The sequence below is a fragment of the Microbacterium sp. UBA1612 genome, from assembly GCF_002321605.1.
In the GTDB taxonomy this organism is placed as follows: domain Bacteria; phylum Actinomycetota; class Actinomycetes; order Actinomycetales; family Microbacteriaceae; genus Microbacterium; species Microbacterium luteum.
The window spans coordinates 23,633-43,710 of the sequence record NZ_DCMW01000035.1; the positions used below are offsets into that span (position 1 = coordinate 23,633).

A 20,078-nucleotide genomic window follows, 5' to 3' on the forward strand; every position below is an offset into this window, starting at 1 on the left:
CATGACTCAGACCCAGGTCATCACCCAGGCGCGGCCCTTCTCGCGCAAGACGCCCCGCCAGCCCGTCCAGCGATCGGCCCGTCGCGCGCTGCGGCGCCTGCCGATCTGGCTCCTCGTGGCCTTCGTGCTCGTCGTGGTCCTCTACCCGCAGTTCTGGATGATCATGGGGTCGTTCAAGACGCAGACGGAGTTCTTCGCCAACCCGACGTGGGCGCTGCCGGAGCAGTTCAATCTCGACAACTACGTCTACGCGTTCACGCGTGGTGACGTGGCGCTGAACTACCGCAACAGCCTGCTCGTGACGCTGCCGTCCGTCGCGCTGATCGTCTTCCTCGGGGTTGCAGCCGGCTACGCGCTCGAGATCATGATCTGGAAGGGGCGGCGGACGACGCTCCTGCTGGTGATGGCCGGAATCATGGTCCCCGGCCAGATGATCCTCGTGCCGCTGTTCACCGTGTACTTCCGCATCGGGATCACCGACACGCTGTGGCCGATGATCCTCACCTACACGGCCATGGGCATCCCCCTGACCACGTTCCTCATGGCGGCGTACTTCCGGTCGCTCCCGCGGGAGATCTTCGAGGCCGCGACGATGGACGGATGCAGCCCGCTGCGCTCGTTCTTCGTGATCGCGATGCCGCTGATGAAGAACGCCATGCTCACCATCGCGCTCGTGCAGTTCTTCAGCGTCTTCAACGACCTGCTGATCGCCCTGACCTTCACGACGCGACCCGAACTGGCGACGATCCAGGTCGGCCTGCTGAGCCTGTCGGACGAGTTCGGATCGACCGCCTACGGCCCGCTCTTCGCCGCGATCAGCATCAACATCATCGTGCTGCTGATCGTGTTCATCTTCCTCAACAAGAAGATCATGGCGGGCCTCGCCGCGGGATCGGTGAAGGGCTGAGCTCACTCGTCCAAGAGGGCGCGGGCGGTGTTCTCATCGGTGATGAGAGTCGTCACCCAGCCGCCCGCGAGCGCGCCCCGGATCGGCTGCAGCTTGCGAGGGCCTCCGGCGACGCCGATGCGTCGAGGGATGCGCAGGAAGTCGGCGGTGGCGATGGAGATCGTGCGGTCGTCGACCTCGCCCGTGACGGCCGAGCCGTCCTCGCGGAAGACGCGGTGACAGATGTCTCCGACGGCGCCGTCGGCCAGGAGCGCATCGAGGTCGGGGCGGGAGAAGGCGTTCCCGCTCTCCTCGAGGAGGTCCGACGGCAAGACGTTGCCGATCCCGACCACGGCGGCGGTGAGATGGCGCCACCGCTCGGTGACCCCGGCCAGCCCGGGATCGCCGAGCAGGCTGTCTCGCGTCGACCGGTCCGCCACGATCCCCGGCGCCTGTACGTAATAGGGCAGTCCCCCGAGCATGCGCGCGAAGTCGCCGGCGAGGCGCTGCGACTTCGTCTGCACCTCGGGTGAACCGATCCCGCCGAGGAGCTGGACGATCTCGGATGCGGCGGGCGTGCCCGTCGGGCGCATGCGATCCGCGGTTGCGAGGAGCGTCTGGCTCCACGAGGAGATGCCGACGCGTTCCGCCCCTGAGAAGGCCCCCTCGAGGTAGGCTGCGGCCGCACTGCCGATGGCGCCGAGCACGTCGGCGTCCTCGCCGTCTCCGTTGAGGTCGACGACGACGGCTTCGCTCAAGCCGAAACGGCTCTCGACGCGCTCCTCGAGCTCGGTGTGCAGGCCGGGAGCGATCGTGACGATCGTGCGCACGATGCCGAGGTTCTCCGCGCGCTTGAGCAGTCGCGATACCTTGGCCTGCGACAGGCCGAGGTTCTCGGCGATCTCGGCTTGGCGGATTCCGCGCTCGTGGTACATGACGGCGACCTTCGTCAGCTGGCGCAGCTGCGCGTCCATCGGCTGACCGTAGCGAGTGGGCATCCTGTACCTCCGTCGAGGTGCAATTCTATTCGCGCCTGAATGCACTGTCCATCGTGGCGAGACGGCCGATAGACTTGTGACGTTTCAACTCGACGAGGAGGCGCCGGATGATCGTGGGAGTGACCGGAAGCAACGGCAAGCTCGGGCGTGCGACCGTCGCGCGACTGCGTGACGAAGGACACGAGGTGATCGGCTTCGATCTCGGGGGTGCGCCGGGGCCGGGGTTCACGCGCGTCGACTTCACCGACTACGGGCAGACGCTGGACGCCTTCCTCGGGGTCACGGCACGACACGACGGTCTCGACGCGATCGTGCACCTGGCTGCCCTGCCGGTCAACGGACTCGTTCCGGACGCGGCGACCTTCGACAACAACATGGCCGTCACCTTCCACGTGCTCTTCGCCGCGCACCGGGCCGGTATCCGCGCGATCGTCACCGCGTCCAGCATCACCGCGATGGGGTTCCCGTTCGATGTCGCGCCGGAGGCGCTGCCGGTGGACGAGGCGGTGAGTCGCGCGAACAACACCTACGGACTCGGGAAGGTCGCGGAAGAGGCGATCGCCGCACAACTGGTCGGGTGGGCCCAGGGAACGTCGATCACGGCACTGCGATTCACCAATGTCGTCGCCGAGGACGAGTACGAGACCTTCGCGCGCGCGGCAGATCCGCTCTATCGTCGCGACCTGCTGGGGTCCTGGGTGGATGCGCGCGACGGCGCGGCGGCGGTCTCCCTCGCTCTCGCCGACGCGCCGCCGGGATTCGAGGTCTACAATGTGGCGGCCGAGACCTCCGGGTGCGCCACGCCTTCGCGGGAGCTGGCCGCGTCATGGTTCCCGGGAACGCCGATCGCCGAGGACCTCGGCGAGTTCGAGTCGCTCATGTCCACGCGCAAGATCCGTGACCGCCTGGGGTTCGCCGCGCAGTTCGACTGGCGCTGATCGACTACTGTCGTGGCACGTCCGCCTGGCGGAGGGGAGCGAATGTCCAGACCCGGAATCCGCGAGGTCGCGTCGGTGGCCGAGGTGGCCATCGGCACCGTCTCGAACTTTCTCAACCACCCCGAGCGCGTATCCGAGGCGAAGTCCCGGCGGATACGGGAGGCGATCGACACGCTGGGCTTCGTGCCCAGCAGCGCCGGACGGCAGCTGCGAATGGGGGTCAGCACCCTCCTCGGCTATCTGGTGCCCGACGTGAGCAACCCCCACTTCGCCGAGATCGCCGAGTCGATCGAGCGTCGGGCGGATGAGCGCGGACTGTCGGTGCTCATCGCGAACTCGCACCGCAGCCGCGAGCGGGAGGATGCCTATCTTCGGCTCTTCGAGCAGCATCAGGTGCGCGGCATCATCGCCGCGTCGCACGAGTCCCTCGACGCGCGGCTCGCGGCCGTCCGCGAGCGCGGCACCGCGTCGGTCATCGTCGGGCAGCGGGCGATGGATGCGCCGCAGCCTTCCGTCTCCGTCGACGACGTCGCCGGTGGTCGTCTCGCGGTCGAGCACCTCGTCGATCGCGGACGCGGTCGCATCGCCTTCGTCGGCGGCCCGCTCAGCGTGGTACAGGTCGAGGAGCGCCTCGCGGGAGGATCGGCGGCGGCTCGGGCGCACGGTGTGGCGTGGGAGGTCATCGAGGTGGCCGAGCGCACGCTCGCCGTCGGGCGCACGGTCGGCGAGGCGCTCGTCGCCCGTGCCCCACAGGCGCGCCCGGACGCGGTCTTCGGTGCGAACGATCTCCTCGCCCTCGGTGTCCTCCAAGCCCTCGTCGCGGCGGGGATCACGGTTCCCGACGAGATCGCCGTCGTCGGTTTCGACGACACGGAGTTCGCGGCGGCATCCGTCATCCCCCTGACGAGCGTCAGCACGCGTCACGCGGGCTTCGGTGAGGCCGTCGTCGATGTGCTCTTCGACACGATCTCGGGACGACAGCCCGCCGAGCCGCACCGGGTCTTCGCGCCGGAGCTCATCGTCCGTGCCAGTACGGGCGGCGGGGGAGTGGCATGAGCCGGGGTGTCAGCATCAAAGAGGTGGCGCAGGCGGCGGGTGTCTCCGTGGGTACCGTCTCGAACGTCCTGAACCGGCCGGAGAAGGTCGCCGATGCCACCGTCCAACGCGTACAGGCCGCGATCCGCAGCCTCGGATTCGTGAGGAACGACGCTGCCCGCCAGCTGCGCGCGGGAAGCAGCCGCAGCATCGGCCTGATCGTGCTCGATGCGGCCAACCCGTTCTTCGCCGACGTCGCGCGCGGAGCCGAGGCGCGCGCCGCCGATGCCGGACTGGTGGTGCTGCTGGGAAACAGCGACGAGGCGACGGCGCGCGAAGCTGCCTACCTCGACCTGTTCCTCCAACAGCGCGTCAGCGGAGTGCTCGTCACCCCGGCCGATGACGATCTGGAGGGGCTGGTGCGACTCCGCGACGCCGGCATCCCGGTCGTGCTCGTGGATCACGAGGCTGCGGACTCCCACCTTCCCTCCGTGTCGGTCGACGACGTCGAGGGCGGATACCTCGCGGTCGCGCACCTGCTCTCGCTCGGCCGTCGACGGATCGCCTTCGTCGGAGGCTCCCCGGGCATCCGGCAGGTGCGGGATCGCCTGGCGGGCGCGCGACGGGCGGTCGCCGACGTTCCCGATGCCCGCCTGGAGGTCATCGAAGAACCGGCCTTGACCGTGCTCCATGGCCGCGCCGCCGGGCAGCGGCTCATCGCACGAGATCGCGGCGATCGCCCCGACGCGGTGTTCGCCGCCAACGATCTGCTCGCCGTCGGCCTCCTGCAGGCCTTCGCCCTGATCGCAGACATCCCGGTGCCGGACGACATCGCGCTGATCGGATACGACGACATCGACTTCGCGTCGGCGACCGTCGTGCCGCTCAGTTCGATCAGGCAGCCGGCGACGAGGATCGGCCAGTCGGCTGTGGACCTGCTGATGCAGGAGATCCGCGAGCCCGACGGCACCCACGAGCGCTCCATCCGCTTCCGTCCCGAACTCGTCGTGCGCGACTCCACCCGCCGATGACGACCGCCGACCGCCTGCACGCCTTCGCCCATGGGCCGCTGCTCGGCGCCGCCTACTACAACGAGTACCTGCCGGACCCCTCTCGACTGCGCGAGGACATGCGCCTGATGGTCGAGGCCGGCATCGGGTTGATCCGCGTCGGCGAGTCGGTGTGGTCCACGTGGGAACCGCGCGACGGCGAATTCGACCTCGACTGGCTCGCACCCGTGCTCGACGAGGCTCATGGCAGCGGCATCCGCGTGATCCTGGGGACGCCCACCTACGCGGTGCCGCCCTGGCTGAGCCGGCGGCATCCCGAACTCGCGGTCGTCCGGACGGACGGCAGGCGCGGGTGGACGTCAGGAGGTCGACTACTCCTCGCCGGTCTTCCGGTTCTACGCGGAGCGGGTCATCCGTGCGGTACTCGGGCGCTACGGGGAGCATCCGGCGGTCATCGGGGTGCAGCTGGACAACGAGGCAGGACTGCACCTCATCCACAACGACCATCTCCTCGCGCGCTTCCGGCGGCAGCTCGAGGATCGCTACGGCGATGTCGAGACGCTCAATCGCCGGTGGGGGCTCACCTACTGGTCGCATCGGATCGGCCGGTGGGACGAGCTGTGGGATCCGTCAGGGAACACGACCCCCGCCTACGACCTCGCTTGGCGTCGCTTCCAGGCCGAGGTGACGGCGGAGTACATCGCATGGCAGGCGGACCTGGCCCGCGAACTGGTCGGCGAAGAGGTCTTCCTGACCACCTGCATCGCCTACGGTCGTCCGGCGATGGACGACGTCGCGGTCGGGCGCCACCTCGACATCGCCAGCGGCAACGCCTACTACCTCGCGCAGGACGCCCTCGACGCGCGGGCCGACGGTGATGGCGGCGGGTGGGCCGCGAACGCGGTCGCCGACGTCGTGCTCATGGCCGACCGGATGCGCGCGACGAAGGATGCGCCGTATCTCGTGACCGAGACCGGGGCCGCCTCGATCGGACCCGCCTGGATGACGCGGCCGCCCTACGACGGGCAGCTCGCGCAGGCGGCGTGGCTGCTGGTGGCCCGCGGCGCGCGGCTGGTGTCGTACTGGCACTGGCACACGCTGCACTCCGGTCACGAGGTGCACTGGGGTGGCATCCTCGGTCACGATCTCGAGCCGGGACGGATCTACGGCGAGGTCGCCGCGATCGGAGCGTCGTTCGCGAAGGCATCCGATGCGCTGGCGGAGGCGGTTCCGGATGCCGATGTCGGTCTCGTGTACGCGCACGACAGCGAATGGATGATGGCCTTCGAGCCGCCCCTGCCCGCGGCGGAGGGAGGCGACCGCGGATCGTACGCGCGGATCGTGAGCGCCTTCGGCCGTGGCGCGCTCGACGCCGGTCGCCAGGTGGGCTTCCTCAACGAGCGATGCCTGCCCGACGCACGCGAGCTCCTCGCGCGCTATCCGACGGTCATCGTGCCGGGGCTCGTCGCGGCGGCGGATTGCACTCTGCGCACCTTGGCCGACTACGCCGAACTCGGCGGGAACCTCATCATCGGGCCCCGCACCGGCTTCGGGGATGACGAGGGGAGGGTGCGCTTCGAGCGTGCGCCCGCCGTTCTCGGCGCGCTCGCCGGTGTGCACTACCAGGAGTTCTCCGCGCTCGCCGAGCCGGTGTCAGTCGAGATGGACGGCGTCGAAGGGGAGGCGCTCGGATGGATGGATGCCCTCATCTCCGATCATGCCGAGGTGATCGCGCGCTATCGGCATCCGCACTTCGGCCGCTGGCCGGCCGTCACCCGGAGTCGCGTCGGCAACGGTTCCGTCACCGTCGTCGGCACGATCCTCGACCGCGACACCATGCGTCGCGTGATCGCCGCTGCGGCCGGTCGATCGCCGATCGATTCTCTTCTCGACCAGACGCCGCGCGAAGTCACCGCGCACTCTCTCACCACTCCGCACGGCCGGGTGTGGGTCGTTCACAACTGGTCTCCCGAGGTCGTCGCGGTGACCCCGGTGCGCGCCGTGTCGTCGGTGATCGATGAGGCGAGCCTCCCCGCGGGGGTGACGGTGTCTCTCCACCCGTGGGATGTGAGGGTCTGGCGAGATGAGGGATCGGGCGCGGATCTGAGTAACCGGTCAACCGGTGGTACTGTCGGAGGCGTTGACGCACGACGAGAGGCCGACGATGACCTGCATTCCCGCCGCTGATCGGATCACGCCGCCCGCCGCGCCGACCTGGCGACTGGGCGAGGCGCCGTGGCAGGCGCTGCCGCCGGCCGCGGGTCCGCACGCACGGGTGATCATCGACAACGACTTCTCCGGCGACCCGGACGATCTGTACCAGCTCGTGCATCATCTCCTCTCGCCCGGTGTCGACATCCGCGCCGTCGTCGCGTCACGCCTGCGCGACGGCGACCCGTTCGACCCCTCCGGTCGGGCGGCCGAGAACGCCGAGACGATCGTGCGCGACGTGTTCGGACGCATGGGGCTCCTCTCGACCGACGTGATCCACCGCGGATCGAACGAGGCGCTCGCCGACACCGCCACCCCTCGACCGTCGGCGGCTGTCGACGCGATCATCGCGGAGGCGATGCGCGACGTCGCCTCGCCCCTGTATTACGTCGCCGGCGGCGGCCTCACCGACCTCGCATCGGCGCTGCTGACCGAGCCGGCGATCGCGCAGCGCATGACCCTCATCTGGATCGGCGGAGAGGAGCACGAGGGACTCGCCGTGCCGCCGCCGAACGCGATGGAGACCGAGTACAACCTCCTCATCGACGTCGTCGCCGGTCAGGTCGTGTTCGGTCACTCCGCGATTCCGATCTGGCAGGTTCCGCGCGACGTCTACCGGCAGTGCCTCGTCTCCGACGCGGAGCTGCGGCGACGAGTGGCCACGGCGGGCCCGCTCGGGCGATATCTCTATGACGAGATCGCGGCGATCGTCGAGATGGCGGGATCGTTCCTCGGTGGGGCATCCGAGACCTACGCCCTCGGCGACTCGCCCCTCGTGCTGCTCACCGCGCTGCAGTCCCTGTTCGAACCCGATCCGTCATCGAGCCGGTACGTCAACAGGCCGACTCCGGCTCTCGATGACAGCGGCTCATATGTGCCGATCGCCGGCGCGCGGCCGATGCGGGTGTACACGCACGTCGACACGCGCCTGATGTTCGAGGACATGTTCCTCAAGCTCGCCGAGTTCGCCGAATGGCGCGGAGCCGCGCAGGACGCCGCATGAGCGGTCGGGTGCGCACGATCGTCACCGCCGATCCCGAGCTCGATGACCTCAATTCCCTCCTGCGCCTGCTGCTGTACACGAACGAGGTCGACCTGCAGGGACTCGTCTACGCGAGCAGCCGCTTCCACTGGCGCGGCGACGGTGCGGGCACGACCTTCTTCCTCCCCGACCGCGAGTACGACTCTCCGCAGACCTCGTGGCGGTGGGCGCCCGGCGAGCGATTCATCCATGACGCCGTCGAGGCCTACGCCGAGGCGTACCCGAATCTCGCCGTCCACGACGACCGATACCCGTCGCCCGACGTGCTCCGGGGACTCATCCGGTTCGGCAACGTCGACTTCGAGGGCGACATGTCGTCGGACACCCCCGGGTCCGACCTGATCGCCGATGCGCTGCTCGACGACGACCCGCGCCCGGTGCACATCCAGCTCTGGGCGGGGCCGGCCACGCTCGCCCGCGCACTCCGCTCGATCGAGGAGCGGTACGCCGAGACCCCCGCGTGGCCGCAAGTGCGCGCATCCGTCTCCCGCCGCGCGATCGTCACGAAGTTCGCATCGCAGGATGCCACCTACGACGACTACATCCTCCCCGTCTGGCCCGACATCCGCGTGACCGAGGCCGCTGCGATGGCGTGGGGATACCTGATCCGCGAGACCATCCGCGACGAGGACCGCCCCCTGCTGGCGGCGGAATGGATGCGCGAGAACGTCACGAGCGCCGGCACGCTCGGCGCGCTCTACCGGGTGTGGGGCGACGGACGCCAGATGGTGCCCGGCGACCCGACCGACTACTTCCACCTCTCGGGGCGCTCGGCCGAGGAACTCCGCGCCGACGGCTACCGGGTGTGGATGCCGCCGCAGCCCGCCGGGGAGTGGATCTCCGAGGGCGACACGACCACGATGCTGAACCTGCTCGTGCCGGGACTGCGGGCGGGGGAGCACCCCTCCTACGGCGGGTGGGGCGGGCGGGCGGAGCGCACCGACATCGGACCCGACACGTGGGCAACGGTCGACGCGCGCATCTTCGGAGGTGGCGATGAGGCCGACGAGCACTCGGTCACGCGATGGTTCGCCGACGCGCAGGCGGACTTCGCCGCACGCCTGCGCTGGTCGATCACGCCGGATGTCGCCGCCGCCAACCACCACCCGCGCCTCGAGCTCGACGGCGACGCCGACCGGAGTGTCGCGCCGGGGGAGAGCGTCGCGCTCGTCGCCCGAGCGCTCGACCCCGACGGAGACCGCGTCGACGTGCGCTGGTGGATCTTCGACGACGCCGGCACGTGCCGGGGCGCCGAGCTCGAGGCCGTGGATTCACCCGAGGGCGAGGCACGCGCGCACATGCTCATTCCGGCCGATGCCGAGCCCGGCACCACGGTGCACGTGATCGCCGAGGCCCGCGACCGGCATCCGACCCACCCCCTCGCGAGCTGGCAGCGCGTCATCCTCACCGTCCGCTGACTGCGCACCTCGGGAGGAGATCCCGTGCGGAGAGGACGCGCGAGCGGCGTGTTCATCCTCCCGAGGCGGGATCTCCTCTCGAAGCGTCGGGTGAGTGCGTGCTGAGCCGTCCGGTGCCCAGCCGGCGGGCGCCGAGCCGTGCGTGGGTCAGGCGGTGGCGGCGCGGATCGCGGCGTCCACCTCGGCGAGCACCGGCGGCGGGGTGAACATCAGGGCCGTCGACAGGGCCCGGCGCGAGCCCCACACCGTGCCCGTGCGCACCGCATCCACCCGCTCCGGCGCATGCTCGGCCAGGGTGTGGAGCAGGGCGCGGTAGGCGCGCGGGTCGTCGATCACGTCGGCGAGCATCGCGTCGAGTCCGGGCAGGGGCGGATGCTGCCGCGGCTTCGCGGCGGCCGTGCGCCACGTGTGCGCACCCGAGTCCACCTCGTGCACGTCGCCGTCGCCCAGGTCGACCTCGGCGACGGTGTTCGCGGGGACCACGGCCGTCACCACGACCTCATCGCCCTCGCGCCGCCACGCCACCGCGGCCTCGCCGTAGGGCGTGAGGTGTCGGGTCGACGCGTGCTCGAGCGCCGGAAGCGGTCGCGGTGCGATACGCAGCCGGGCGTACCCCGGTGCGGCCGGAGCGAGCCCGGCCACCGAGCGGTGCAGCCAGTCGGCCACCGCACCCAGCGCGTAGTGGTTGAACGAGGTCATCTCCCCGGGGTTGATCGACCCGTCGGGCAGCATGGAATCCCAGCGCTCCCACACCGTGGTGGCGCCCATGGTCACGGGGTAGAGCCACGACGGGCACTCCGTCTGCAGCAGCAGGCGCTCGGCCACCTCGAGATGGCCCGCCTCCGTGAGCGCGTCGGCCACGAGCGGCGTGCCGACGAAGCCGGTGCCGATGCGGTATCCGCCCTCGCGCACCAAGTCCGCCAGTCGCGCCGCGAGCGCCGCGCGCACGGGCGGGTCGGTGACCAGGTCGAAGCCGAGCGCGAGCGCGTAGGCGGTGGGAGCGTCGTTCATCATGCGCCCGGCGGGCGTGACGAACTCGGCGGCGAAGGCGGCGCGGCTGCGCTCAGCCAGATCGCCGTAGCGGCGGGCGTCCTCGTCGTGTCCGAGCAGCTCGGCCGCATCGGCGGTCAGCCGCAGCGACCGTGCGAGGTAGGCCGACGCGACGACATCCCCCGACACCTTGGCCGCTCCGGGTTTGTCCGGCGGAGCCGAGGGGTCGAGCCAGTCGCCGAGCTGCATGCGGCCGGTCCAGAGGCCGGAGCCGTCGGTGTCGTCGAGCACGGCCTCGACCCACGCGCGCATCGACGCGTACTGCGCTTGCACCACCCCGACATCGCCGAAGCGCTCGTGCATCACCGCGGGGACGACGGTCGCGGCATCGCCCCACGCCGCGGTCGGACCGCCGGAGCCGAACCCGGGGAGTGCGGCGGGAACGACCAGCGGCACGGAGCCGTCCGGAGTGTGCGCCTGTTCGTGGGCGAGGTCGCGCAGCCACGACGTGAGGAACCCGTCGCAGTCGTAGAGATAGCTCGCCGTCGGCGCGAACACCTGGATGTCGCCGGTCCACCCGAGGCGTTCGTCGCGCTGCGGGCAATCCGTCGGGATCGACAGGAAGTTGCCGCGCATGCCCCACACGACGTTCTCGTGCAGGCGGTCGAGCTCGGCGTGCGACGAGTCGAACCAACCGGTGCGGCGCATGTCGGTGTGCAGCACGACCGCCTCGACATCGTCGGGAGAGAGGTCGCCGCCGGTGATCTCCGCGTAGCGGAAGCCGTAGAAGCTGAACCGCGACTCCAGCACCACGTCGTCACCCGACAGGTCGAAGGTCGCCGTCGCGGCGGCGTTGCGCAGCGGCCGGATGCCGAGCTCGCCGTTCTCGAGCACCTCGGCGTGACGCACGACGAGCCGGGTGCCGCGCTCGCCGCCCGCGCGGATGCGCAGCCGGCCGACGAGATTCTGGCCGAAATCGAGGATGCGTCCACCCGACGGCGACGCGATGACATCCGCCACCGGCAGGGTCTGCACGCGGCGCACCGGCGGCGCGATGCGCGCTTCGGGGAGGGGCACGCTCTCGTACCCGGCGTTCGCGGCGGCACCCACGCGCACCGGCGTCCAGTCGGTTGCGGTCCGCCGGAGATCCTGGTGCTCGCCGGCGTAGATGCCGCTGTCGACGATGGGCCCGTCGCCCGACGCCTCCCACGATGCGTCGGTCGCGGCGACCGTGCGCACCGTGCCGTCGTCGGCGGTGACCCGCAGCTGCGCGAGGAACGAGGGCTGCGAGCCGTAGAGCCGGTCGGTGAAGGTGAAGAAGCCGTACTTCTCGGTGTACCAGGCGCCGGCCACCGTGGCGCCGAGCTCGTTCTCGCCGGGCTGCACGAGTGCGGTGACGTCGACCGTCTCATGCACGAGCCGGTCGCGGTACGCGGTCCATCCCGGCGCGAGGACATCGTCGGAAACGGGTGTGCCGTTCACGTGCGGCTCCGCGACACCGAGCGCCGTCCACAGCAGCTCTGCGCGCGCCACGTCCTCGCCGAGGACGAAGCGCGTGCGCGTCTGGAAGGGCTGTGCCGCGCGGGAGGGGGATGCGAGCCCGACCGGCTCGGCGATCCACTCGCCCTCGGCGAGGAACCCCGCCGTGACGGCGATCGCCCGGCTCCAGGCCGTCGACGCTCCCGCCGTCGAGCGCACGCGCACCGAGACGTCACGGCGCTCACCGGCTGCCAGCGGCGCGAACGGCCAGGCGACGAGAACGCTGTCGGCCGTGTCGAGGGTCACGGTGTCGATGCCGTCGCTCACGTCGGCCGAGCGCTGTCGCCAGCCGTCTGGAGCGTCGGAGACCTGCCACGTCAGGCGTGGGGTGGCGGTCGCGACGACGTCAGAGTCGTCGCGCAGCTCGGCACGGAGGTGAACGGTCGCGTCTGTCATTCGTCGTGTCCTTCCGCGGTCCAGGATGTCAGTGCGACCTCTCCGGACACGGCGTAGACGCCGATGACTCGACCGGTGAAGGACTCGGTGACCTCACTGGAGAGGAACCGGCCGTCGATGCGCGCGAGATCGATGCGGGTCCCGTCGACGGTCGCAGCCAGGTGGAACTCATCGCTCGTGGTCACCATGGCGGCACCGGCCTGTGGCGGTCGGGACCCGAGGTGGAGGTCGATGACGTCCGCCGCCGCGGCCGCCGACCACTCCTGCAGCAGCCCGCCGATGTGGGCGCGCGCGGTGACCGATTCCCCGTCGGCCTCGATCTCGATGAAGAATCGCTCGTCGTATCGCACGGCGAGACCACCGGTGCCGTCGGAGACGTCGAGGCGAACCGTCACCTCGTTCGTGAGGTGCTCCTGACGGCGCCCGACGAACACCGGCTGGGAATCGGCGAGGGTCGAGCCGTCGGCGGTCAACACGAGACGGTTCCCGTCCCGATGCGACACGTCTTCGGGGAGCCGGCGCACGGCCATCCATTCCGCGTCCAGCGGAGCGGAGAAGTCGATGTCGACGCGCGTGCCGGGGCGCGGGTTCAGCTCGACGGGAGCGATGCTCGGCCACCCGTCCTGCCACGTGACCGGGGTCACGAAGGTCTCACGGCCCAGCGCCGAGAAGGCTCGGGTTCCGCTGCGCGGGCGCACGCCGAGCAGCACGCACAGCCACTGTCCGTCGGGGCCGACGACGAGATCGCCGTGGCCGGTGTTCTGGATGGGCCGCGGCGTCGACCGTGCCGAGACGAGGGGATTGCGCGGAGCGCCCTCGAAGGGTCCTTCCGGGCTGTCGCCGCGAGCGATGCTGATGCCATGCCCGCGCTCCGTGCCGCCCTCGGCGATCATCAGGTACCAGGAGCCGTCGATCTCGTAGAGGTGAGGAGCCTCGGGGAACATCAGCCCGGTGCCCGACCACAGCGACCGCGGCGCCTCGAGGGCGGTGTGGGTGTCGAGGTCGACGCGCACCTGCTGGATCCCCAGGTGAGTCGGTGCATTCGGGTTCAGGTCGCCCGAGAGGAGCAGGCCGGAGAAGGTGATGTAGCAGGTGCCGTCGGCGTCCCACGCGATGTCGGGGTCGATGCCGAACACGCTCTCCGAGCCGTCGGCCATCACGATCAGATCGCCGTCCGACCACGGCCCCGCCGCGTCTTCGGCGGTGAAGTGCAGCATCCCACGGCCCATCGCGTCGGTGATCACGAGGTGGAACCGGCCGTCGTGGTGGCGGATCGTGGGGGCCCACGCGCCGCCGCCGGTCGGGACCGACTCGACGCCGAGCTGACCCGCACGGGTGGCGACGTGGCCGATCAGCTCCCACGTCACGAAGTCCCTCGAGCGGTGGATGGGGATGCCCGGCAGGTATTCGAACGTGCTGGTCGCGATGTAGTACCACCCGTCGACCGCGACGACACTCGGATCGGGGTGGAACCCGTTGATCAGGGGGTTGTGAAGCGTTGTCATGCGTTGATGTTCCAATCCAGCTCGAGGTTCAACGCCGCAACGGACGCGCCGATCCGCAGGGTGTACGTGCCGGGCTCGACCTGCCAGCCGGCGCCGTTCCAGTGAGCGAAGCGACGGGTGGGCAGTGCGATCCGGGCGGTCACCGTCTCGCCGGCCGCAGCGCGCACGACGCCGTACCCGACCAGCCAGCGCACCGGGCGCTCGACCGACGAGTCGGCGCGCTCGGCGTAGACCTGCACGACCTGCTTGCCGGCGCGGGCGCCGGTGTTCGCGATGGTGACCTCGAGCGCGTCGCCGTCGCGCTGCGCCGCGCCCCACGACCACGTCGTGTAGCCCAGGCCGTGTCCGAACGGGAACGCCGGAGCGGCCGCATCCTTCAGCCACGCCCGGTAGCCGATGTGGATGCCCTCCTCGTAGCGCAGGGTGCCGCCGGTCGGAGTGACCGCCGTGACGGGGACGTCCGCCAGGGCGGCGGGCCAGCTGGTGGGGAGCCGTCCGCCGGGCTCGGCGGTGCCGGTGAGCACGTCGGCCACCGCGGTTCCGAACTCCTGGCCGCCGAAGTAGCCCTGCACGATCGCGGCGACATCGGAGGCCCACGGCAGCTCGACCGGCGAACCGGCGTTGACGACGACGACGGTCGGCGTGCCCGTGGCGGCGACCGCGCGCACCAGGTCGTCCTGACGGCCGGGGAGGGCCAGGTCGGTGCGGTCGTAGCCTTCGGATTCCACCTTCGAGTTCGTGCCGACGACGACCACGGCGATCTCCGCGTCGGTCGCGGAGGCGACGGCGCGGGCGATGAGCGCGTCAGGGTCGGTGCGCTCCGGAGCGATCCCGAGCGTCGCCGACAGCGCGCCGCTGAGCGCGCTCTCGCTCTCGTTCACGCGCAATTCCAGCCGGATGCGGCGCGCGACGCCCGCCTGCACGGCGACCGTCGCCGTCAGGGACGGCGGGTTGAGGAACGCCGCGCCGAGGTCGGTGCCTTCGATCGCGGGCTCCTCGTCGAGGACCGTCTCGCCGTCGACCTGCAGCACGCCGGGGTTGGCGCCGGCGAAGCCGAGCTCGACGTCGCCGGTCTCAGCCGCGACGAAATCCGTCTCGAGCACGACGCGACGGCTCGCAGCGATCGGCGCATCGCCGCCGAACCACACCAGAGCGGTCGAGCGACGGTCCTCGGAGAACAGCTCCGCGCCGTCGGCATCGAAGAAGCTCACCCGCACGCCGGGGTCGCCGGTGACGGGGTTGCTGATCTGCTCGAGCGGGAACTCCGCCACACCCTCCTGCACGACGGCGCCGATCTCGTACGAGACCTCGGTGGTCGCGAAGGCGGTGCGGATGCCGTCGAGCGGCGTGACGATCTGCTCGGGCAGAACGGTCGCGCTGCCCCCGCCCTGCGTGCGGGCTTCGAGAGCGTTGTGACCGATGACGGCGATGCGGGACAGTGACGGGGGCAGCGGGAGGACCCCGTCGTTCGCCAGCAGCACGGTTCCCTCGACGGCGGCCTCGCGCGCGAACGCGCGGGCGTTTACCGGATTCGGCGTGACAGCGGCATCCGCCCCGAGCGCCCCGACGCGCTCGGCAAGCAGCAGCAGCCGCAGCACCTTGCGGTCGAGGTCGGATTCGGACACGCCGCCCTCGCGCACGGCGTCGACGAGCCCGGCCCACGCCGGCGCGGGACCGGGCATCGCGAGATCCTGCGAGGCGGCGACCGCGTCGAGTGACCGCACGGCCGTCCAGTCGCTGATCACAACGCCATCGAAGCCCCACTCGGAGCTCAGCGGCGTCTCGAGCAGGTCGTTCTCGGTCATGGTCACGCCGCGCACCGAGTTGTACGCGCTCATGATCGTCCACGCGCCGGCGTCGGCGACCGCGCGCTCGAACGGCGCGAGGTACAGCTCGCGCAGCGGGCGGTCATCGAGCTGCACGTCGACGGTGAAGCGGTCGGTCTCCGAGTCGTTCGCGACGTAGTGCTTCGGGCAGGCGGCGACGCCGTTGTCCTGCAGGCCGCGCACGTAGGCGGCGGCGAGTCCCGACGTGAGCTCGGGGTCTTCGCTGAAGCACTCGAAGTGGCGTCCGCCGAGAGGCGAGCGGTGCAGGTTGATCGTCGGGCCGAGCACGACGTCGACGTCTTTCCGGCGCGCCTCGGATGCCGCGGCGGCGCCGTACCGGTACGCGAGCGCGTCGTCCCACGAGGCCGCGAGAGCCGACCCCGAAGGCAGGTTGAGCGAGGGCTCGCGCTCATCCCAGCGGGGACCGCGCACGCCGGCGGGGCCGTCGGAGAGCGTCATCGCGCGCAGGCCGATCCTCGGCAGCGGAACCGTCGTCCAGAAGTCCGCGCCCTGCACGAGCGCCGCCTTCTCCTCGAGGGTGAGCTGCTGCAGCAGCGGCACGAGATGATCGACCTCGGTGGTGGCGGGGGCAGTCATGCGGCTTCTCCTTCGGCCTGGGCGCGCAGAGCGGCGCGTTCGTGGCGACGCTGCTCCTGCTTGTCGGGATCGGGCAGCGGGGCGGCCATGAACAGGCGCTGGGTGTAGGGGTGCTGCGGGTGCGAGGTCACCTGGTCGCCATCGCCGTTCTCGACGATCTCGCCGTGATACATCACCGCGACGCGGTGGCTGATGTGGCGAACGACGGCGAGGTCGTGGGTGATGAACAGGTAGGCGACGCCGGTGCGCTCCTGGATCTCGATGAAGAGGTCGAGCACGCGGGCCTGGGTGGACAGGTCGAGCGCGGAGACCGGTTCGTCGCACACGATGAGCTTCGGGTCGAGCGCGAGGGCGCGCGCGATGGCGATGCGCTGGCGCTGGCCACCGGAGAACTCCCGGGGCAGCCGTGAGCGCGCCCCGTCCGGAAGGCCGACGCGGTCGAGGAGGTCTCGCACGCGCGTCTTGGCCTCCCTGGCGGAGGTGCCCCGGGCGGTGAGCGGTTCCGACAGGATCTGCTCGATCGTCATCGCGGGGTTCAGCGAGGAGTACGGGTCCTGGAAGACGACCTGGATCTCGCTGGAGAGCTCGCGTCGCTCGCCGCGGGAGAGGTGGCCGATGTCGCGGCCGGCATAACGGACGGACCCCTCGGTGACCGGAGCGAGCCCGAGCAGCGCGCGACCGAGGGTGGTCTTGCCCGACCCGGATTCGCCGACCAGGCCCACCGTCTCGCCGGGCCGGATGTCGAGCGAGACGCCCTTCAGGGCGCGGAACGGCTTGGCGCGGAACCCCTTGCCGGGATACTCCACGACGAGGTCCTTCACATCCAGCAGCGGCGCGGTCATGCCCGGCCTCCTTCCTGAGGACCGGCGTAGGCCGGCCGGGCGGGGCCCTCGTCGAGGATCGCGTCGAGGAGCGACTGCGTGTAGGGGTGGGACGGGGAGCCGAGGATCGTGCGCACCGGGCCGGACTCGACGAACAGGCCCTGCTGCATCACGGTCACGCGGTCGCAGAGATCGGCGACCACGCCGAAGTTGTGGGTGACCAGCAGCATGGCCATTCCACGCTCCTTCTGCAGGTCGCGCAGAAGGTCGAGGACCTCGGCCTGCACGGTCACATCCAGAGCCGTGGTCGGCTCGTCGGCGATGATCAGGTCGGGATCGGTCGACACGGCGCCCGCGATCAGCACACGCTGCGCCATGCCGCCCGACACCTCGAACGGGTAGGCGTCGAAGGTGCGCTGCGGGTTCGGGATGCCGACTCGGTCGAGCAGGCTGAGTGCGCGCTCGGTGGCGTCCTTCTTGGACATCCCGAGGCCGACCCGGAGCGGCTCGACCAGCTGGCTGCCGATCGTGAACGACGGGTCCAGGTTCGACATCGGCTCCTGGGGGATGTAGCCGATGCGCGTGCCGCGCAGCGCCGTGTACTGCTTCTCCGAGGCTGCGGTCAGGTCGCTGCCGTCGAAGTCGATGCGCCCGCCCGACACGTGACCGCCGCGGGGGAGCAGTCCGAGCACGCTGAACGCGGTCTGGGTCTTGCCCGATCCCGACTCGCCGATCAGACCGTGCACTTCGCCGGCCCGGATCTTCAGGCTCACGCCGTGCACGACCTCGACGACGGATCCGTCCGATTGGTCGTACGCGACGTGGAGGTCGTCGACCGCAAGCAGCGTGCGACCGGGGGTGTCGTCATCGTGCACGATGGTCTCGCCGCCGACCGGGATGGGGCCGGAGTCCTCCAGTGCGAGGTCACCACCCGAGGTGGAGATCGACGTCGTCACCGCCGCGATGGAGGTCGTCGCGCCTGTCACGGCGCGGCGACGCCGACGTCGGACGGGGATGGTCCGCTCGAGCTCATCGCGCATCGCGTTCGCCAGGAGGGTCAGTGCGATACACGTGAGGGCGATCGCGAGCGCGGGCCAGAGCATCAGCAGTGGTGCGCGGTAGATGCTCTGGAACGCGTCGTTGAGCATCTGCCCCCACGTCGGCACCGAGAGGTCGCCGAGTCCGAGGAATTCCAGGCCCGCCTGGATCGCGATGGTGATGCCGGCCACGATCGCCGACTGGATGATGATCGGCGCGCGCACGACCGAGAAGACGTGCCGGCCGATGATGCGCATGTCGCTGAGGCCTGCGACGCGGGCGGCGTCGACATAGAGCTCGCTCCGCACGGCATTCACCGATGCGTAGACCAGGCGGAAGTAGGCCGGCGAGATGAGCACGCCGAAGACGAGCATCGCGATCCACACCGACGGGCCGACGACCGCCTGAACGGCCAGCAGCACGATGATCCCGGGAAGCGCCATGAACAGCGAGGTGACCCACGAGGCGACGGTGTCGAACCATCCGTGGAAGTACCCCGCGATGAGGCCCGAGACCACGCCGATGATCAGGGAGGTGATCAGGGCGACGAGCGAGGCGGCGACGGAGACCTGCGTGGCCGCGAGCAGCCGGGAGAAGACGTCGCGACCGGCGCTGTCGTTGCCGAGGAGGTGCTCGGGCGAGGGTGGCGCGAGGATCAGCGACAGGGATGCTTGGTTGGGGTCGTAGGGGGCGAGGAGGGGGCCGAAGACGGCCACCAGCGCGACGAGCGCGAGGAAGACGAGCGATGCCACGGCGAGCGGTCGGCGCAGCAGTCGCCGCATGATGTGGGCGTTCCCGGTGCCGCGGGTCGGTACGGTCTGCGGGGTGTCGATGGCGGTCATGACAGTCGCACCTTCGGGTTGAGAGCGGCCTGCGCGAGGTCGATGAGGAGATTGACGACGACGACGATCACCGCCGTGGCGACGACGACCCCCATCACCACGGGGATGTCGCCGGAGCTGGTGGCCGAGACGGTCAGCTGGCCGATGCCGGGCAGGGCGAAGACCTGTTCGACGATCACGGCGCCGCCGAGGAGGCCGACGAACTGCACCGCCAGCACCGCGAGGGCGGGGCCGCCGGCGTTGCGCAGCACGTGCTTGTAGACGACGCGGTTCGTGCTGAGGCCTCGGGCGCGGAGTGTGCGCACGTAGTCACGAGACGTGGCGTCGATCACGGATCCGCGGACCTGCTGCGCCACCGCCGCGATCGCGCTCAACGAGAGCGCCGCGATGGGCAGGGTGACCGAGGAGAGCCACCCGGTGAAGGACTCCCCGATGGGGACGTATCCGGTGGCGCGGAACCATCCGAGGTCGATGGCGAACCACAGCACGAGGTAGAGGGCGATGAGGAAGCCCGGCACGGCGAAGCCGACGACGGCGATGAACTGCACCACCCCGTCGACCCAGCCGCCGCGGCGGGCGGCGAGGACGCCCAGCACGACTGAGACGACGGCCGCGACGATCGTCGTGCCCACCACGAGCGTGAGGGTCACCGCGAGACGGCTCGACAGGCTTGCCGTGACCGGCTGGCTCGTGAACCACGACACCCCGAAGTCGCCGGTGAGCGCCGAGGTGAGCCAGTTGCCGTACTGCACGATCAGCGGCTGGTCGAGACCGAGCTGCTGAGCCCGGAGGGCGACGACCTCCTCGGAGGCGTTCTGGCCCATGATCCGGCGGGCGATGTCGCCGCCGCCCGCGTAGAGCAGGCTGAAGGCGACCGCCGAGACCGCGACGATGAGCACCAGGCCGGCGAGCAGGCGCCGGACGATGAAGGTGAGCATGCTGAGCGTCCTTGACAGTGTGATTCCCGGGGCCCGCCCGCATGGGCG

The 20,078-nt window shown here is 70.6% G+C and carries 14 protein-coding genes and 1 pseudogene; 8 read left to right on the forward strand and 7 right to left on the reverse strand.

Features of this window, described 5'->3' with window-relative positions:
* The first annotated feature begins 1 nt into the window (after window position 1).
* Window positions 2-907: a carbohydrate ABC transporter permease gene (locus tag B3S45_RS12980; RefSeq protein ID WP_286721102.1), complete on the forward strand. Its 906-nt coding sequence runs from the start codon at window positions 2-4 to the stop codon at window positions 905-907.
* 2 nt (window positions 908-909) lie between these two features.
* Here B3S45_RS12980 and B3S45_RS12985 read toward each other — a convergent pair whose 3' ends face one another.
* Window positions 910-1,884 (reverse strand): sugar-binding transcriptional regulator, encoded by a 975-nt coding sequence (locus B3S45_RS12985; RefSeq protein WP_286721103.1) that lies wholly within the window; start codon window positions 1,882-1,884, stop codon window positions 910-912.
* 107 nt (window positions 1,885-1,991) lie between these two features.
* Here B3S45_RS12985 and B3S45_RS12990 point away from each other — a divergent pair, with 107 nt between their 5' ends.
* The 7 genes and pseudogenes from B3S45_RS12990 (at window position 1,992) to B3S45_RS13020 (ending at window position 9,538) form a co-directional block, all read left to right on the forward strand.
* Entirely contained in the window at window positions 1,992-2,822 is an 831-nt protein-coding gene (locus B3S45_RS12990; protein WP_286721105.1) for an NAD-dependent epimerase/dehydratase family protein, read from the forward strand.
* Between the two features lie 42 nt (window positions 2,823-2,864).
* The gene (locus B3S45_RS12995) at window positions 2,865-3,878 is read left to right on the forward strand and encodes a LacI family DNA-binding transcriptional regulator (protein WP_286721106.1); all 1,014 of its coding nucleotides are present in this window, start codon (window positions 2,865-2,867) and stop codon (window positions 3,876-3,878) included.
* Complete coding sequence (locus tag B3S45_RS13000) at window positions 3,875-4,888, forward strand: LacI family DNA-binding transcriptional regulator (protein ID WP_286721108.1); 1,014 nt, start codon at window positions 3,875-3,877, stop codon at window positions 4,886-4,888. The genes B3S45_RS12995 and B3S45_RS13000 overlap by 4 nt, the downstream gene beginning before the upstream one ends.
* 107 nt (window positions 4,889-4,995) lie before the next feature.
* Window positions 4,996-6,007 (forward strand): annotated as a pseudogene (locus B3S45_RS13005) (beta-galactosidase); the annotation flags it as partial.
* A 138-nt stretch (window positions 6,008-6,145) separates the two neighbouring features.
* The gene (locus tag B3S45_RS13010) at window positions 6,146-7,054 is read left to right on the forward strand and encodes a beta-galactosidase trimerization domain-containing protein (protein WP_286721167.1); all 909 of its coding nucleotides are present in this window, start codon (window positions 6,146-6,148) and stop codon (window positions 7,052-7,054) included.
* Window positions 7,032-8,081, forward strand: a complete 1,050-nt coding sequence (locus B3S45_RS13015; protein WP_286721109.1) for a nucleoside hydrolase — start codon at window positions 7,032-7,034, stop codon at window positions 8,079-8,081. The genes B3S45_RS13010 and B3S45_RS13015 overlap by 23 nt, the downstream gene beginning before the upstream one ends.
* Complete coding sequence (locus B3S45_RS13020; protein ID WP_286721110.1) at window positions 8,078-9,538, forward strand: DUF1593 domain-containing protein; 1,461 nt, start codon at window positions 8,078-8,080, stop codon at window positions 9,536-9,538. Before B3S45_RS13015 ends, B3S45_RS13020 begins: the two co-directional genes overlap by 4 nt.
* Before the next feature lie 147 nt (window positions 9,539-9,685).
* Here B3S45_RS13020 and B3S45_RS13025 read toward each other — a convergent pair whose 3' ends face one another.
* From B3S45_RS13025 to B3S45_RS13050, 6 genes are read right to left on the reverse strand one after another with little or no spacing between them, the layout of a single operon-like run.
* Entirely contained in the window at window positions 9,686-12,463 is a 2,778-nt protein-coding gene (locus tag B3S45_RS13025) for an alpha-L-rhamnosidase (RefSeq protein WP_286721111.1), read from the reverse strand.
* A complete protein-coding gene (locus tag B3S45_RS13030) occupies window positions 12,460-13,968 on the reverse strand; it encodes a glycoside hydrolase family 43 protein (RefSeq protein ID WP_286721113.1) in 1,509 nt (502 codons plus the stop codon). Before B3S45_RS13030 ends, B3S45_RS13025 begins: the two co-directional genes overlap by 4 nt.
* Window positions 13,965-16,391 carry a beta-glucosidase family protein gene (locus tag B3S45_RS13035; protein WP_286721115.1) on the reverse strand — a complete coding sequence of 809 codons (2,427 nt, stop codon included), beginning with the start codon at window positions 16,389-16,391 and terminating at the stop codon, window positions 13,965-13,967. The genes B3S45_RS13030 and B3S45_RS13035 overlap by 4 nt, the downstream gene beginning before the upstream one ends.
* Window positions 16,388-17,233 carry an ATP-binding cassette domain-containing protein gene (locus B3S45_RS13040; RefSeq protein WP_071045002.1) on the reverse strand — a complete coding sequence of 282 codons (846 nt, stop codon included), beginning with the start codon at window positions 17,231-17,233 and terminating at the stop codon, window positions 16,388-16,390. Before B3S45_RS13040 ends, B3S45_RS13035 begins: the two co-directional genes overlap by 4 nt.
* Window positions 17,230-19,092 (reverse strand): dipeptide/oligopeptide/nickel ABC transporter permease/ATP-binding protein, encoded by a 1,863-nt coding sequence (locus tag B3S45_RS13045; protein WP_071045001.1) that lies wholly within the window; start codon window positions 19,090-19,092, stop codon window positions 17,230-17,232. Before B3S45_RS13045 ends, B3S45_RS13040 begins: the two co-directional genes overlap by 4 nt.
* Entirely contained in the window at window positions 19,089-20,030 is a 942-nt protein-coding gene (locus tag B3S45_RS13050; protein ID WP_071045000.1) for an ABC transporter permease, read from the reverse strand. Before B3S45_RS13050 ends, B3S45_RS13045 begins: the two co-directional genes overlap by 4 nt.
* Window positions 20,031-20,078 lie beyond the last annotated feature (48 nt).

What these genes read in the sequence shown, in the direction of transcription:
- B3S45_RS12980 (WP_286721102.1), top strand. Translation starts at nt 2, where the DNA reads ATGACTCAGACCCAGGTCATCACCCAGGCGCGGCCCTTCTCGCGCAAG.
- B3S45_RS12985 (WP_286721103.1), bottom strand. Translation starts at nt 1,884, where the DNA reads ATGCCCACTCGCTACGGTCAGCCGATGGACGCGCAGCTGCGCCAGCTG.
- B3S45_RS12990 (WP_286721105.1), top strand. Translation starts at nt 1,992, where the DNA reads ATGATCGTGGGAGTGACCGGAAGCAACGGCAAGCTCGGGCGTGCGACC.
- B3S45_RS12995 (WP_286721106.1), top strand. Translation starts at nt 2,865, where the DNA reads ATGTCCAGACCCGGAATCCGCGAGGTCGCGTCGGTGGCCGAGGTGGCC.
- B3S45_RS13000 (WP_286721108.1), top strand. Translation starts at nt 3,875, where the DNA reads ATGAGCCGGGGTGTCAGCATCAAAGAGGTGGCGCAGGCGGCGGGTGTC.
- B3S45_RS13010 (WP_286721167.1), top strand. Translation starts at nt 6,146, where the DNA reads ATGGCCTTCGAGCCGCCCCTGCCCGCGGCGGAGGGAGGCGACCGCGGA.
- B3S45_RS13015 (WP_286721109.1), top strand. Translation starts at nt 7,032, where the DNA reads ATGACCTGCATTCCCGCCGCTGATCGGATCACGCCGCCCGCCGCGCCG.
- B3S45_RS13020 (WP_286721110.1), top strand. Translation starts at nt 8,078, where the DNA reads ATGAGCGGTCGGGTGCGCACGATCGTCACCGCCGATCCCGAGCTCGAT.
- B3S45_RS13025 (WP_286721111.1), bottom strand. Translation starts at nt 12,463, where the DNA reads ATGACAGACGCGACCGTTCACCTCCGTGCCGAGCTGCGCGACGACTCT.
- B3S45_RS13030 (WP_286721113.1), bottom strand. Translation starts at nt 13,968, where the DNA reads ATGACAACGCTTCACAACCCCCTGATCAACGGGTTCCACCCCGATCCG.
- B3S45_RS13035 (WP_286721115.1), bottom strand. Translation starts at nt 16,391, where the DNA reads ATGACTGCCCCCGCCACCACCGAGGTCGATCATCTCGTGCCGCTGCTG.
- B3S45_RS13040 (WP_071045002.1), bottom strand. Translation starts at nt 17,233, where the DNA reads ATGACCGCGCCGCTGCTGGATGTGAAGGACCTCGTCGTGGAGTATCCC.
- B3S45_RS13045 (WP_071045001.1), bottom strand. Translation starts at nt 19,092, where the DNA reads ATGACCGCCATCGACACCCCGCAGACCGTACCGACCCGCGGCACCGGG.
- B3S45_RS13050 (WP_071045000.1), bottom strand. Translation starts at nt 20,030, where the DNA reads ATGCTCACCTTCATCGTCCGGCGCCTGCTCGCCGGCCTGGTGCTCATC.